The 13777-nt window shown below is 65.6% G+C and carries 14 protein-coding genes; 6 read left to right on the forward strand and 8 right to left on the reverse strand.

Translation table 11 applies throughout. The features are described 5' to 3' along the window. The first annotated feature begins 82 nt into the window (after positions 1-82). Positions 83-469 (forward strand): hypothetical protein, encoded by a 387-nt coding sequence (locus tag AV929_RS16325; RefSeq protein WP_064288728.1) that lies wholly within the window; start codon positions 83-85, stop codon positions 467-469. A 42-nt stretch (positions 470-511) separates the two neighbouring features. On the opposite strand, the gene AV929_RS16330 is transcribed toward AV929_RS16325, so the two are convergent. From AV929_RS16330 to AV929_RS16340, 3 genes are all read right to left on the reverse strand, one after another. Then, on the reverse strand, positions 512-1486 hold the full coding sequence (locus AV929_RS16330; protein WP_064288732.1) for a hypothetical protein: 975 nt from the start codon (positions 1484-1486) through the stop codon (positions 512-514). 101 nt (positions 1487-1587) lie between these two features. Further along, positions 1588-3495 (reverse strand): prolyl oligopeptidase family serine peptidase, encoded by a 1908-nt coding sequence (locus tag AV929_RS16335; protein WP_064288734.1) that lies wholly within the window; start codon positions 3493-3495, stop codon positions 1588-1590. 105 nt (positions 3496-3600) lie between these two features. After that, on the reverse strand, positions 3601-4368 hold the full coding sequence (locus tag AV929_RS16340; RefSeq protein ID WP_014041278.1) for a hypothetical protein: 768 nt from the start codon (positions 4366-4368) through the stop codon (positions 3601-3603). Positions 4369-4495: 127 nt separating this feature from the next. Here AV929_RS16340 and AV929_RS16345 point away from each other — a divergent pair, with 127 nt between their 5' ends. Together AV929_RS16345 and AV929_RS16350 are read left to right on the forward strand one after the other, a co-directional pair. Beyond that, positions 4496-4792, forward strand: a complete 297-nt coding sequence (locus AV929_RS16345) for a UPF0175 family protein (protein WP_050007252.1) — start codon at positions 4496-4498, stop codon at positions 4790-4792. Then, entirely contained in the window at positions 4789-5370 is a 582-nt protein-coding gene (locus AV929_RS16350; protein ID WP_064288737.1) for a DUF3368 domain-containing protein, read from the forward strand. Before AV929_RS16345 ends, AV929_RS16350 begins: the two co-directional genes overlap by 4 nt. On the opposite strand, the gene uvrA is transcribed toward AV929_RS16350, so the two are convergent. Beyond that, entirely contained in the window at positions 5367-8348 is a 2982-nt protein-coding gene (uvrA, locus tag AV929_RS16355) for an excinuclease ABC subunit UvrA (RefSeq protein WP_064288739.1), read from the reverse strand. The two genes, AV929_RS16350 and uvrA, sit on opposite strands and share 4 nt — an antisense overlap. Before the next feature lie 134 nt (positions 8349-8482). Here uvrA and AV929_RS16360 point away from each other — a divergent pair, with 134 nt between their 5' ends. Both AV929_RS16360 and AV929_RS16365 read left to right on the forward strand, forming a co-directional pair. After that, complete coding sequence (locus AV929_RS16360) at positions 8483-9061, forward strand: LURP-one-related/scramblase family protein (protein WP_050037060.1); 579 nt, start codon at positions 8483-8485, stop codon at positions 9059-9061. 45 nt (positions 9062-9106) lie between these two features. Beyond that, complete coding sequence (locus AV929_RS16365; protein WP_064288740.1) at positions 9107-10525, forward strand: LVIVD repeat-containing protein; 1419 nt, start codon at positions 9107-9109, stop codon at positions 10523-10525. 25 nt (positions 10526-10550) lie between these two features. Here AV929_RS16365 and AV929_RS16370 read toward each other — a convergent pair whose 3' ends face one another. From AV929_RS16370 to AV929_RS16380, 3 genes are read right to left on the reverse strand one after another with little or no spacing between them, the layout of a single operon-like run. Then, positions 10551-11951: a DUF402 domain-containing protein gene (locus AV929_RS16370; RefSeq protein ID WP_064288742.1), complete on the reverse strand. Its 1401-nt coding sequence runs from the start codon at positions 11949-11951 to the stop codon at positions 10551-10553. Further along, complete coding sequence (locus AV929_RS16375) at positions 11948-12322, reverse strand: hypothetical protein (RefSeq protein WP_014041273.1); 375 nt, start codon at positions 12320-12322, stop codon at positions 11948-11950. The genes AV929_RS16370 and AV929_RS16375 overlap by 4 nt, the downstream gene beginning before the upstream one ends. Before the next feature lie 44 nt (positions 12323-12366). Further along, positions 12367-12528, reverse strand: a complete 162-nt coding sequence (locus AV929_RS16380; protein ID WP_004514908.1) for a preprotein translocase subunit Sec61beta — start codon at positions 12526-12528, stop codon at positions 12367-12369. Positions 12529-12643: 115 nt separating this feature from the next. Here AV929_RS16380 and AV929_RS16385 point away from each other — a divergent pair, with 115 nt between their 5' ends. Continuing rightward, entirely contained in the window at positions 12644-12910 is a 267-nt protein-coding gene (locus AV929_RS16385) for a co-chaperone YbbN (RefSeq protein ID WP_008307970.1), read from the forward strand. Between the two features lie 48 nt (positions 12911-12958). On the opposite strand, the gene AV929_RS16390 is transcribed toward AV929_RS16385, so the two are convergent. Then, positions 12959-13711 (reverse strand): response regulator, encoded by a 753-nt coding sequence (locus AV929_RS16390; protein ID WP_014041272.1) that lies wholly within the window; start codon positions 13709-13711, stop codon positions 12959-12961. Positions 13712-13777: the final 66 nt, after the last annotated feature.

Raw genomic sequence — 13777 nt, forward strand, 5'->3', positions numbered from 1 at the left:
TTGCTCGGCCAACCGCCGAAACGGCCGTCGCGTCACCAGCCGAAGCAGGGCGTATTTGTCGGTGTAGCCCCTGTCACCGCCCATGGCAGAGTACCAGCCCGGCGTCTGCAACATCGGGGCGAACCAGCGCCGTGCCCGCCGACTGTCGGCCATTGCTTCGTTTGCAGTCGCCATCGGTATCGCCCTCGCCGCCACCCTCGGCGCGATACCCGACCTGTCGCTGTGGGCGACCGTCCCCTTCGTCTTCGGCGGGTACGTCGGCGCGCTGCAGGATTACTTCCGGTTCTGCGTCGCCTTCGGGGCACTCGCCCGCTACGACCTCTCCGGGTCGGGCGGGGAAAGCGGGCGCGTCGACGCAAGCGAGGCTGTTCGCGCCGACCGGCGAAAAGCGGCGAAGATTCTCCTGCTCGCGACCGTTGCGACGGCCGTGACGAGTGGTTTCGGTGCCGTTTTGCTCCGACTGGCGTAGCTGCGGACGGACTCTGATGCCGGCCACTTGCTCGGCCGCCCCTCACACGACGGCCAGTCCGCTCGGGACCTGGTCGTACTCGACCGGCCAGCCCACGCCGTCGGGACCCTCCCGAGTCCACGTCTCCCCGCGCTTTGACTGGAACAGGCCGTGGTTCGTCAGCGCGAGGAAGCCGTCGTCCGGGTCGGCGGTGAGAATCGGCCGGGCCAGTCCCGCCGGCCCCGGTAGACCGTCCATCGACTGTCTCCACCGGTCGCCGTCCCACCGGTAGACGTAGCTCTCGCCGCTGGTGCTGTGGGCCGACCGGGGGCCGCTGGCGGCCGAGACGACGATGCAGTCCGGATCGTCAGGATGGACGGCTAGCCCCCACACGTACCGATGTTCTAATCCTTCCTGCGGGTGGGTCCATGTCTCGCCGCGGTCGGTCGACAGCGCGTAGCCGTCGCCGGCGGCGGTGTACACCCGGTCCGGGGCATCGGGATGAGTCGCCAGCGTGTGGTTGTCCCGCCGCGCGCCCTCGGGGTGGTCGACCCACCTCCCACCGCCGTCGGGACTGCGGACGAACGCGCCGGCCTCGATGGCGGCGTACACCTGTTCCGGGTCGTCCGGTGCGAGGGCGATCCACCGGACATGGTGGGTGTCGGGCCGCGGCGGGAACGACCACCGCGAAGCCGAGTCCAGTTCCGTCAGCCCGGGTTTCTCAGTCCACGTCTCTCCACCGTCGGTCGACTGATAGACCGCGCTCGGCTCCGTTCCGGCCCACACCACGTCGGCATCGTGTGGGCTGACTGTGACGCTCGTCACGCGGTCCCCGGCGTCAAGGGCCGACTCCCACGTCGCTCCGCCATCGGTCGTCCGCTGGAGACCAGCGTCTACGGTGCCCACGAAGGCACGGTCCGGTTCCGCCGCTCCTGCAGCGACGCACTCGATGTCGTGACCGATGAGGCCGTCGTCCCAGCCGCTGCCGGCGTCGCCGACGAGGACGCGGTCACCGAGCGCAGCGTAGGCGGTGTGCATGGCCGACTGTACGACGCCCGAGCCAAGAACACTGGCGGTGTCAGCGACTGACCGACCGCGTCAACGCGAAGACGTACAGCGCGGCGAAGCAGCCGCCGAGCTTAGTCGTCAGCGGCGACCGTTTCGGTCCCGATCCGGCGGTCGAGGAAGCCATCGAGCAGGCGGAACAGCCGCGTTTTCTGCTCGATGTCGGAGGAGGCGTGGCCCTCCTCGCCGAGTTCCCGATACTCGAAATCGCCGTCCGGTCCCTCGGTGTAGCCGGCGACTTCGAGCGCGTCGCGGAACAGGCGGGCCTGCGAGACGGGGACTCGACGGTCGTTGACGCCGTGGACGATGAACAGCGGGGCGTCGAGGTTATCGGCGTGGGTGATGGGCGACCGCTCCTCGTACAGCTCCGGGTTCTCCGCCGGGGTGCCCATGTTCTTCTCCATGAGCTCAGTCCGGTAGTGTGGCATCGTGTTCTCGTACTGGTCTTCGAGGTCCGTGAGGCCGATCCAGGCGACGCCGGCGTCGTACAGGTCAGGGTACTGGACCATTTGCCAGTACGCCGAGTAGCCGCCGTAGGAGCCGCCGAAGACGACGATGCGGTCCTCGTCTACCCACTCACACGTCGCGAGGACGTGCTCGGCGGCCGAGGCCACGTCGCCCTGCTCGGCCCCGCCCCAGTCGTCGTACAGTTCGCGGATGAACTCGCGGCCGTGGCCGGTCGAGCCCCGGTAGTTCACCTGCAACACCGAGAAGCCCCGGTGGACGAGGAACTGCGTGTAGAGGTCGAAGGACTTGCTGTCCATCCCGCGCGGGCCGCCGTGAGGATTGACGATGAGCGGCGACGGCCGCTCGCCGGAATCGTACAGCAGACAGCCGATCTCCAGCGTGTCGTAGGAGTCGTACTCGACGGCGGCCTGCCGCGTCTCTGGCACGCCGTCGGACTCGATGGTGAAGTACTCCGCGTCGGCGAAGTCGTCAGGTGAGAACGGGCCGTACTCGGCTTCGACCAGCGCCTCCGTCTCGTCGGTGTCGAGGTCGTAGGCGAGCAGTTCGGGGCGGCGCGTCGGCGTCGTGTGTAGCGCCAGCAGGTGGTCCCCGGAAAGCACCGGGTCGCCGCCCATCATGCCGAAGGAGGCGACGCCCTCTGGCAGGTCGAGTTCGCGCTCCTCGCCGGATTCGATGGCGTACACGACGGGCACCTTCGTGGCCTCGCGGGTCCGAACGGCCAAGAACCGCTCGCCGTCGGGCAGGAGCGCCTGTGGCTCCTCCTCGTACTCGCCGCCGAACCACGTTACCTCGTCCGTCGCCAGGTCGTAGACACCGCTCCGGGACAGGTCCTCGCTGTTGTCCACGACCAGCAGGCGGTCGCCGTCGGGTCCCCAGTCGGCTGGGGCGGCTTCCGCGCCGGTGACACCGATTTCGAGGGGCTTCGGGTTTGCCCCGTCAGCGTCGCTGACGTACACGTCCATGTTGTCGAAGTCGTCGGTCTCGTTGGTCGTGTATGCCAGCTGCGAGCCGTCGGGTGAGAGGATGCCCGTGTGAACCGCGCGGTCGTAATCGGTCAGCTTCGCCGTCTCGCCGCTCCCGAGGTCGTGGCTGTAGAGGTTTATCTGGCCGTCGCGTGTCGACCCGACCAGCAGGGCCTCACCGTCCCTGCCGACGTCCTGTATCACCACCTGCCCGTCCATCTCGACGACTGCCTCGACCGACCCGTCGCGCTCGATGGCGTACACGTCGTTCTGTTCGTTGCCGTCGTCGTCGAGGTGGAAGAACACCCGCTCCCCGTCGGCTCCCCACTCGACGTGCCAGCGGGCGTTCCGGGGAACTTCGCCGTCGCTCCACTGCTCGTGGGTGCCGCTCTCGACGTCAAGGACGTGAAGCTCGTTGCGCCCGCTCACGTCGTAGTAGAAGGCCACTTCGTCGCCGTTGGGGGACGCCGTCGGATGGGCCAGCGTCGGGAGTCTGGCGAGTTCCTCCAGTACCGTTTCGGGGTCCGTCGCACCGCTTTCAGGGTCGGACATACGACGTGTGCTAACTCCGGCTAGATTGTAGTTGTTCTGCCGACACGAGAGCGTATGTGGTAAGGATGACTGTTCCTGTCGCCCCCGATGGGCGGTACCCACAGACTACGGCGTCCACCAGCGCAGGCCGACCATCACGAACACGATTGCCAGTTGCAGCAGCCCCTGCAGGCCCCCGAGCCTGGCGTTTCGCATCCCGATCTCGGAGACCAGGTCCACGTCCGGGTTCTCTGAGACGACCTGCCGGTAGATGCGGACCTCGCCGGGCAGGATGACCCCGAAGCCCTGCACGGACAGCAGCGTCACGATACCGAGCGTGGCGACGATCCACCACGAGGTCATCGCGAAGGCCGGCAGCGTGGCCGCGAGATACGCGCCGGAACCAACGACGGCGACGCCGAGGACGCCCAGCGTCTTCGGGTCGGTCAGCGCGTCGAACTGGTAGCCGATGAGGAGAACGACCGGAAGCAGCGTCGCGGCGGTCAGAATCGCCAGCCACGGGTCGGCGTTGGGGAACTTCCCGAGGCGGAGCGCCAGCAGGATGCCGCCGCTGATAGTCACCGTCGCCAGCGACGGCATCAGGAACGTCATCTTGGGCGTGAACGAGGCGAAGAAGTCGGCCCGCGCCTCTGGTTCCTGGCCGCCGAGCACCGGCCCCAACACGAGCCCCATGAACAGGTCGATGCCGGTCCACAGCACCCCAGCCATCACATGTACGTAGGTTAGCGCCCGGATGTTGCCGCTGGCGACGGCCCCCGCAAACGCAATGAGCGGGACTGCGACTGCGCCCACGGCAAAGGCCGGGTTCGCTTGCTTCGCCAGCCCACCGATACCCCGTTTCCGCTCGATGCGGTCCGCTGTCGACTGCGCCATAGCTGGCTATATCAGGTTTCGCCGTCGACTAAAACGTTGGTGGCGGGTGCGGAGATTTATCCCGGAACACGGCATCACTCTCAGGTATGACCGCACGCTTAATACGATGCAATACGTTGCATTTCGCATGGAGAACGTCACTACTCGAATGAGCGATACGGAACTCGATCTGGTGGCGCGTCTCGCTGAGGCGAAAGGAGAGAGTCGGAGCGACGCGATCCGACAGGCGATCCGGCAAGGCGCTCGCGAGGAACTCGTTCGGGTCGCCCTCCAGCGCTATCAGGACGGAGCGGTCGGGATGCGCGGTGCGGCGGAGTTGGCAGGGCTCACCATCGCGGAGATGATGGCTGAAGCGAACGACCGCGGAGTTCTGTCGAACTACGACGAGGTCGATTTGGCCGACGACGTAGACGCACTTCGATGACCTGGAACGGGCGGGTCGTACTTCTTGATGCGAGCGTTATTATTACATTAGCTGAAACCGGGTCGATTGATTTACTCGATTCCGTGCGTGGCGGATTGGCCGTCCCTCGGGCGGTAAAATTCGAGATCTCGAAAGAGCCTGCTAAATCAGCACTCGACACCTGCATAGATGAAGGGAGTATCGTTCAAACTAATATTCTCGCCTGGGCCGGAGAGGAAGATCAAGATGAACTCGTTTCCGATTCAGCAGCTCGACTCGGGAACGATCCTGGGTCAGTAATTGATACCGAAAGAAAAGTTCCAATGATCGTCGACGGCGATGTTGCACTGCTCACCGGCGCTCGACTTGCGGACGAGTGTGTCGTCATCACCGATGACAAACCGCTCCGGAATGCTTGTAAGTCAATATGGCTACCAGTTTCGGGGACAATCGGTGTACTCGTCCGTGCCGTGGAAACCGGGGATATCGATCCGGACGCCGCAAAGGAGACGCTCTATGCGATGGATGAAGTCGGAGCCCGCCTCAGTGCGAGTCTCGTGAGGCGAGCGGAGCGATTGATCGACGACGCGGCCGATTAGTCGTCGTCCGCAGCCGGCTGTTCGGCCGATAGCTCGCGGTCTGCTCGCGGCCCCTCTAGGTCGACGTTCGGCAGCAGGTCACGGAGGTACTGCCCGGTGTAGGACGCGTCGGTCCGGGCCACGTCCTCCGGGGTGCCCTCGGCGACGAGTTCGCCGCCGTTCTCGCCGCCCTCCGGCCCGAGGTCGATGATGTGGTCGGCGTTTTTCACCAGGTCGAGTTCGTGCTCGATGACGACCACCGTGTTGCCGTCGTCGGTGAGCCGGTGGAGCACGTCGATGAGCTTGCGCTCGTCCTCGGGGTGGAGCCCGGTTGTCGGCTCGTCCAGCAGGTACAGCGTTTCGCCCGAATCCTTCTTGCCGAGTTCCTCGGCGAGTTTCACCCGCTGGGCCTCCCCGCCCGAGAGGGTGGTCGAGGGCTGGCCCAGGCGCATGTAGTCCAGGCCCACGTCCTTCAGGAGCTCCAGCCGGCGGCGAATGCCGCCGTGGCTCTCGAAGAAGTCGTAGGCCTCCTCGACGGTCATATCGAGCACGTCGGCGATGGTCGCGCCCTTGTAGGTCACGTCCAGCGTCTCGTCGTTGTAGCGCGCGCCGCCACACTCCTCGCAGGGGACCGTCACGTCCGAGAGGAAGTTCATGTCGATGGTGACCGTCCCCTGGCCGCCACACCCCTCACAGCGGCCGCCCTTGACGTTGAACGAGAACCGGCCCTTCTCGTAGCCGCGCTGTTTCGCCAGGTTCGTTTCGGCGAACAGCTCGCGAATGTGGTCGAAGACGTTGGTGTAGGTCGCCGGGTTGGACCGCGGCGTGCGGCCGATGGGCGACTGGTCGATGAGCCGCACCGTCTCGACGTTGTCGAGGCCGTCGATGGCGTCGTGCTCGCCGGGGTTCACGTCGGTGTCGTTCATCCGACGGACCAGCCCTTTGTACAGCACGTCGTGCATCAGCGTGGACTTGCCCGACCCCGAGACGCCCGTGATGGCAGTGAACGTCCCGAGCGGGATGGACACGTCGAGGTCGGCGAGGTTGTGCTGGCGAGCGCCCCGAACCGTGAGTTCGCCGTCGGCCTCGCGGCGGCTGTCGGGCACCGGAATCGTCCGCTCGCCCGAGAGGTACTCCCCGGTCACCGACGCCTCAGTGTCGATGACCTCCTCCATCGGGCCGTTGACGACGACCTCGCCGCCGCGCTTGCCCGGGCCGGGACCCATGTCGATTATCTGGTCGGCCCGGCGCATCGTCTCGGTGTCGTGTTCGACGACCAGCAGCGTGTTCCCGAGGTCCCGCAGTTCCTCCAGCGTGTTCAGCAGGCGGTCGTTGTCCCGCTGGTGGAGGCCGATGGAGGGTTCGTCAAGGACGTAGAGGACGCCGACGAGGCCGCTGCCGATCTGGGTGGCCAGCCGGATGCGTTGACTCTCACCACCAGAGAGCGTCGAGGCCTCGCGGTCCAGCGTCAGGTAGTCCAGACCCACCTCGGTCATGAAGCCGAGGCGGGCGCGAATCTCCTTCAGAATCTCCTCGGCGATTTTCCGGTCCCGGGACGAGAGGTGCTCCTCCATCCCCTCGAAGTGGGCCAGCGCGTCGCTGATGGACATCTCGTTTACCTCGGTGATCGAGGTGCCGTCGACGAGCACCGCCCGCGATTCGGCTTTGAGCCGCGTCCCTTCACAGGCCGGGCACGTCGTGGTCGCCATGAACTCCTCGATGTGCTCGCGAGCGCGGTCCGAGTCTGTCTCGACGTGTCGCCGCTCCAGGTTCGGGATGACTCCCTCGAAGCGCTCGGTCTTCTCTCGGGTGCCGTTCTTGGTCCGCCACTCGAAGTGGACACGGCTGTCGGTCCCGTAGAGGAACTGCCGCTGGATGGATTCGTCGAGTTCCTCGAACGGCGTCGAAAGGTCCACGCCGAAGTGCTCGGCGACGTTGTCCAGTTGCCGTGAGTAGTACGTCCGGTCGTAGCTCCAGGGCTCGAAGACGTGCTTGAGCGGCTTCGATGGGTCGGTGATGACCAGATCCTCGCTGACCTCCTTGGTCTCGCCCAGCCCCTCACACTCCGGGCAGGCCCCGTGCGGCGAGTTGAACGAGAACGACCGCGTCTCGATTTCGGAGATGTCGATACCGCAGTGGGTACAGGCCAGATCCTCGGAGAGTTCGACGACGAGGCGATCCGAGGCGGTTCCGTCGCCGTCCTCCTCCCCGTCGGCGAGGTCGCCGGTCGCCCTGGCATCCGACCCGCCCAGCGTCTCGGCTGCACCCTCCGCCGGGTCCGGCAGGATGACCTTCAGCGTCCCGTCGGCCTCTTCGAGTGCCGTCTCGACGGAGTCCGTGATGCGCGAGCGGGCGTCCGGCGATATCTTCACGCGGTCCACGACCACGTCGACGGTGTGGTCGTAGTTCTCGTCCAGGTCGGGGCGGTCCATCGTGAGGTCGAACTCCTCGCTGTCGACCTCGACGCGGCTGTACCCCTCGCTCACGAGGTCGTCGAACAGGTCCTCGAAGGCCCCCTTCTGGTCGCGGACGACCGGCGCACACAGCTTGGCGCGGGTCCCCTCGGGGAGTTCCAGAATCCGCGAGACCATGTTCTGTGCGGACTGCTCACCGACTTCACGGCCACACTCCGGACAGTGTGGCGTGCCGACCCGAGCGTACAGCAAACGGAGGTAGTCGTGCAGTTCAGTGACGGTCCCGACCGTCGAGCGGGGGTTGTTGGCCGCGTTCTTCTGGTCGATAGAGATGGCCGGTGACAGGCCCTCGACGTTCTCGACCTGTGGCTTGTCCATCTGCCCCAGGAAGTTCCGTGCGTAGGCGGAGAGCGATTCGATGTAGCGCCGCTGGCCCTCGGCGTACACCGTCTCGAATGCGAGCGAGGATTTGCCCGACCCCGACAGCCCGGTGACGACTGTCAGTTCCTCGCGGGGGATCTCCACGTCGACGTCCTTGAGGTTGTGTTCCTCGGCCCCCCGGACCTCGATTATATCCTTGCTCATCTTGGATTTTACTTGGCCGGCAGGGGGGAAACCCTGTCGGTTCGGGCCTCGGCGGACGACTTCAGGCGCGTGACTATTTTTATTTTGATCAGTACGTCGAAAGATTTACCACGAATATCGAATATGAGATTGGTATGGGAACGAGCGACTACGACATCAAGGGGATCGACCTCTCCGACGACAGCTACACAGTCGAACAGAGTCTGGTCCGCAACAAGTACAAAGCCATGGACGCCGCCGGGAACGTCGTCCTCCGCGGGAAACAGAAGATGATGAAGATGAAAGAGGAGTTCCCGTTCGTCGACGCAAACGACAACGAGGTGTTCCAGGTCAAGGCCGGCGGCATCATCGACGTGGCCGGCAACTACGTCCTGACCGATTCCAAGACCGACGAAGACATCGTCATCCTCGACAACGACTACTCCATCTTCCAAGATACGTGGAAGATTCGGGACGCCAGTACCGAGGCGAAGATCGCCGAGATCACCTCACAGGGCGCGCTCGTGACCATCGCTCGCAACGTCGTCCCCTTCGGCGGCTGGATTCCCCACAAGTACGAGATCAGCGATCAGGACGGCAACCACGTCGGCAACATCGACGGGCAGTTCTCGCTGAAAGACCGCTACGAGATTACTATCGACGACGCCAGCACGGTTCCGAAGGAGCCGATCATTGCCGCGGCGATGGTTATCGACGCGATTCAGGGGAACTGACCCCTCACCGGAATCCTTCTTGCCCTGGCTCCCGCATGGACGGCTATGCGCCGCCGGACGGTCCTCCGACGACTCGCCCTCGCAGGCACAGGTGTCGGCCTCGCTACGGGGACGACCCGCGGCCATCCGATGCCGACCGGAGATGGGACAGCCGAGCCAGCGGCCTCCGACACCCCGACTGGCGAGGACCCGCTGGGCGTGCTAGAGATGGAGACGGTGTACGAGGTCGTTACCAGCCTCGACGGACACACGGCCTACGTCGCGACGGGGGACGGCATCGCGCTCGTCGACCTCGTCACGCCGACCAGTCCGCGACTGCTCAGCCGACGGACCGACCTGCTGGCCGAGAGCGATGACGGGCCAATACAGCGTGTACAGGACCTCGCTGTCAGCGGCTCACGGCTGCTGGCCGCCGGTCCCGCTCACCCCGCCGACGGCGCTCACGGTTTCGTCGTCTTCGACGTGAGCGACCGGCAGGCTCCGGAGCGAATCGCGGGCCTCGAACTGGACACACGGGTCCACAACTGTCACTTTGACGGCCGCTACGCCTATCTGACCGCGAACGACCGCGACGGCAACCCCTTGCTCGTGGCCGATATCGAAGCCGAAGAGGAAGTCGGCGAGTGGTCGCTGCTTGATGCCGACGACGCCTGGACCGACGTGCCGACGAGTCTCTGGCCGCTGCACGATGTCTGGGTGGAGGACGACCGGGCCTACTTGGCGTACTGGGACGGCGGGACGTGGGTCGTGGACGTATCCGACCCGAGCGACATCTCGCTCGTCTCGAAGGTCCGCGGGCGCTCCCCCGAAGACCTCGCCGCCATCGAGGACCCCGGGACCGAGCGGAGCGAACCGCCGGGCAACGACCACTTCGTGACGGTCAATGAGGACGCGTCGCTGCTGGGCGTCGGCGGCGAATCATGGGACCTCGCGGACGACGACAGCGGCGGCCCCAGCGGCATCGACCTGTACGACATCAGCGACCCGACCGACGCCGAACTGCTGTCCACGCTCGACCCGCCGCCGACCTCGGACCCGTCGCCGGGGGGCATCCTCACGACGGCACACAACTTCGAACTGACCGACAACCGCTGTTACTCCGCGTGGTACAACGGCGGCGTCCGTGTCCACGACCTGACGGACCCGACCGCTCCGGAACTCGCCTTCGAGTGGCGCGACACCGAAGCGACCTCGTTCTGGACCGCACAGCGGGCCGCCGGCTGTTTCGTCGCCGGAAGCACGAACGCGAGCCAGGGGACGGAGGTCCAGCCCGGACTGTACACGTTCCCGGACCCGCGGATACGGACGCCGACAGCGGACCCGTCGGCCACAGGCGACGAGGGCGGCGGCGCTAACAGCACTGATGGCACCTCCCTCGGGGTCGGCGGCCCCGGCTTCGGCGTCGGGTCGGCGGTTGCAGCGGTCGGGCTGGCAGCCTGGCGCGCCCGACGCCGGCAAGACTGACGCCGCGCCGCGTGACTGACTTCACTCACTCCAGTGCGCTCTTGACAGCGGCGGCGACGCTCCGGGCGCGCTCGGCCAGCGGTTCGGAGATGTGTCCCCGCTCGACGGCCGCGTCGAGTTCGTCGTCGTCGACCCGCTCGACGGTGCCGTCGGCGTGTTTCACCACGTCGACGTGGAGGTCCACGTACCGGGCGGTGTCGGGGAATATCTCGACGGGTGTACAGACGTTGACGTAGGTGCCCTTCTTCTCGCCGTCGCTGTCGCGGTACACCGTCGGATACCACCAGCGCCCCTCCTTGACCTTTGTCTCGGCGATGTCGCCGGCCTCTTTCGGGACGCCGAGGGCGTCGTAGGTGCCGCCGGGACTCATCTCGCGCTCGATGGTCACTGTTCCGTCGTCGTCGACCGACTGGACCTCGCCATTGCCTAGCGTGATGAGTCGGCCGTCGGGCTTGCCGTGACCCAGCGACAGCGACCCGCCGACCTGCGGGCCGAACTGCCGGGTCGTTACGGCGAAGGGGAAGTCCGTCTCGCCGGTTTCGGGGTCGTCACACAGCGCTTCGACGTAGTCCACAGCGGCGCTGGCCGCGCGGTCGCCCGCCTTCACCCGGTGGTGGCCCGGCATGGTTGCTGTCACTTCGCGGCGGACCTCGTCGAGCGCGAACCGGCTCTCGCGGCCGAACCACAGCCACGCCGTCGAACGTCCCTCGTCGTAACGGGTCGGCGCGCAGTCCTCGGGCGCGTCGGCTCCCGCAAGCGCGTCGTCGACGGTCGCCGCGCGGTCGTTGGCGGCGTTGAGGGCCTCGGCCAGCCCATCGAAGCTCGCGTCCTCGCTCGCCGACGCCCACGAGACGCCCCAGCCGTCCCGGGGCTCCGCGGCGATGACGTCTAGCATCGCTGGGCCACCGGTCCCCGACCTGTTGGCGGTCCCGCCGCGCACGAGCGAGAGGAGCGACCCGCGAACCGCGACGGTGGTGTCCAGCACGGGGCGGCCGTTCGTCCACGGCGCGCTCGCCTCGACGACCTGCACCCGGAGGGTATCGCCCGTCGCGACGCGTTCATCCGAGGACGAGTACGGGAGAAAGCCCTCGCCGTCGCCGAGGTCGACAACAGCGCCGCTCCCCAGCGTCTCCGTTACCGTGCCGGCGTAAATAGCGCCCTCGGGCGTCGGGTCGTCCCAGCGGAGCGTGTCCCGACCGATTTCAGTCAGGCGGTCGGTGACTGTTTCGGCAACGTCGCGGTCCCCCACGACGCCGACGCCCTGCTGGTCGTCCGTCGTCACCACGGTGACCGCCGCCCGCTCGTCGGCGAACTCGCCGTCGAAGCGGTCCTCGATAGGACCCGATGCCTGGACGACCTCGTGGTCCGCCTCGCGCAGTAACTGGGTCAGCGCCGTTGCGTAGATGCCCCTGACCCGGACGGTCATAGCGCGTCCTCGTCGGCGGCAAAGCGGACCCGTCCGTGGACTGTCGGCCCCAGCGAGAGCTCTACTTTCTCGTCGCTCAGAACGCGTCCGCCCTCGACCGGGACGCCCCAAGTGTCGAAGCGCAGATAGCCCCGGATATCGTCGGCGTGGGTGAACAGGTCGCAGTATTCGACGGTGTGTTCCTGAATCTCGCTGGAACTGTGAGCGATATCCATATCGGAGTACACCGTCTCGCGGCCGTCGAAGAAGGCTTCCAGTTCTCCGGCCGCGTCGTCGGTGGCTTCGACCACCGCGTCGGAGGCCGCTTCGATGGTCGCTTGCTCAACGCCAGCATCGCGGAGCGCCTGCTGTTCGCGTTGCGTGAAGTGCATACCCGCGAGTCAGTGGCGGGGAGAGGAAAACAGTGCGGAATCGCCTACACGATCATCGCGTTCAGCACGAGCATCAACAGCCCGAACATGACGCCGGTCGCGACGATTGTTCGAGGGTCGATACGGATCGTGTTCTGGTCTTCGGCGTCGAAATATCGGACCAGTCCCGCACTGGACATCAGTCCGCCGCCGTCGCTGCCACTCATACTTCAGGGTGGTGTATCACCAACACTAAGCCTTTCGGGTCGCCCGCGATTGCGTGCCTCCGGTACACATGGATAACCCTTATCAGATACCGCGGGCTAACACGAACAGAGTACTATGACGGTTACACTGAAGGACTTCTACGCGGACTGGTGCGGCCCTTGCAAAACGCAGGACCCGATCCTCGAAGACCTCGAGGAGGACTGGACGGACGTCGAGTTCGAGAAGATCAACGTCGACGAGGAACAGGACGTTGCCAACGAGTACCAGGTGCGCTCCCTCCCGACGCTCATCATCGAGAACGACGACGGCATCGTCGAGCGCTTCGTCGGCGTCACGCAGGCCGACGACATCGACGACGCGCTGCAGCAGGCCTCGGCGTAACGCAGTCGTTTTTGCGGTTCGTCACGTCAGCCGATAGCGACCGCTAGCTCACTCCCGTTCGGCCAGCCCCGAATCGTCGATTTCGTCGACGGCGATGAGCATTCGGCCGCCGTCGAGTGCCGTCACCATCTTCGATTCGGTGAAGGTGGTTTCGTCGGCCCGCAGCCCTTTGCTCTGGCCGGTCCACTTCCCGCCGCGTTGGACGACGGGGATGACGTGCGTTCTGATGTGCTGGACCTCGTTGCTCGGGTGGAGTTCCGACCAGTGCTTGCCGACGAGTTCCTCCGACTCGTAGCCGTAAAACGAGGCGTAGGTCTCGTCGACTCGCTCGAAGCGTTCGTCCGAGCCGATAACGCCGACACCGCTGAGTTTGACTTCGCTGCCCGTCTCGAAGCTGCCGTCCGAGTCGACGGCGTGTTCGACCCGGCGGATGAGCGACGTGTACTGGTCCGTCCCGACGGACTTCTTGAGGTAGTCGGTGACGCCGGCCTGGATGATCTCGGCGGCGACGTCGCCGGTCTCCTCCCCGGAGAACAGCAACACCGGCAGTTTCTGGTGGGTCTCCCGGATGGCTTCGAGGAAGTCGATGCCGTTCATCTCCGGCATGCTGTAATCGCTGACGACACAGTCGAAATTCGTCTCCGAAGACCGAATCATCGTGAGAGCGTTCTTGGGATTCGTCTCCGTCGTGACAGTACAGTCAAGGCCGCTGTCTTCTCGTTCGAGATACGTTTCGACGAGGGCTCCCAACGCCGCGTCATCGTCGACATGGAGTATTGAGAGCGAGTCTTCCGTCTCCATTCTTTGCTATCAGGGATAGAGTACGCAAGTAGTTGACGCCTATCTTGAGGTATTTGATAATCAACT

Origin of the sequence: Haloarcula sp. K1, from assembly GCF_001647155.1 — an archaeon.
GTDB classification, from domain to species: Archaea; Halobacteriota; Halobacteria; order Halobacteriales; family Haloarculaceae; genus Haloarcula; species Haloarcula hispanica.

Bases quoted from the DNA above. Each gene is read 5' to 3' on its own strand.
- AV929_RS16325 (WP_064288728.1), top strand. From the start codon at position 83: ATGGCAGAGTACCAGCCCGGCGTCTGCAACATCGGGGCGAACCAGCGC.
- AV929_RS16330 (WP_064288732.1), bottom strand. From the start codon at position 1,486: ATGCACACCGCCTACGCTGCGCTCGGTGACCGCGTCCTCGTCGGCGAC.
- AV929_RS16335 (WP_064288734.1), bottom strand. From the start codon at position 3,495: ATGTCCGACCCTGAAAGCGGTGCGACGGACCCCGAAACGGTACTGGAG.
- AV929_RS16340 (WP_014041278.1), bottom strand. From the start codon at position 4,368: ATGGCGCAGTCGACAGCGGACCGCATCGAGCGGAAACGGGGTATCGGT.
- AV929_RS16345 (WP_050007252.1), top strand. From the start codon at position 4,496: ATGGAGAACGTCACTACTCGAATGAGCGATACGGAACTCGATCTGGTG.
- AV929_RS16350 (WP_064288737.1), top strand. From the start codon at position 4,789: ATGACCTGGAACGGGCGGGTCGTACTTCTTGATGCGAGCGTTATTATT.
- uvrA (WP_064288739.1), bottom strand. From the start codon at position 8,348: ATGAGCAAGGATATAATCGAGGTCCGGGGGGCCGAGGAACACAACCTC.
- AV929_RS16360 (WP_050037060.1), top strand. From the start codon at position 8,483: ATGGGAACGAGCGACTACGACATCAAGGGGATCGACCTCTCCGACGAC.
- AV929_RS16365 (WP_064288740.1), top strand. From the start codon at position 9,107: ATGCGCCGCCGGACGGTCCTCCGACGACTCGCCCTCGCAGGCACAGGT.
- AV929_RS16370 (WP_064288742.1), bottom strand. From the start codon at position 11,951: ATGACCGTCCGGGTCAGGGGCATCTACGCAACGGCGCTGACCCAGTTA.
- AV929_RS16375 (WP_014041273.1), bottom strand. From the start codon at position 12,322: ATGCACTTCACGCAACGCGAACAGCAGGCGCTCCGCGATGCTGGCGTT.
- AV929_RS16380 (WP_004514908.1), bottom strand. From the start codon at position 12,528: ATGAGTGGCAGCGACGGCGGCGGACTGATGTCCAGTGCGGGACTGGTC.
- AV929_RS16385 (WP_008307970.1), top strand. From the start codon at position 12,644: ATGACGGTTACACTGAAGGACTTCTACGCGGACTGGTGCGGCCCTTGC.
- AV929_RS16390 (WP_014041272.1), bottom strand. From the start codon at position 13,711: ATGGAGACGGAAGACTCGCTCTCAATACTCCATGTCGACGATGACGCG.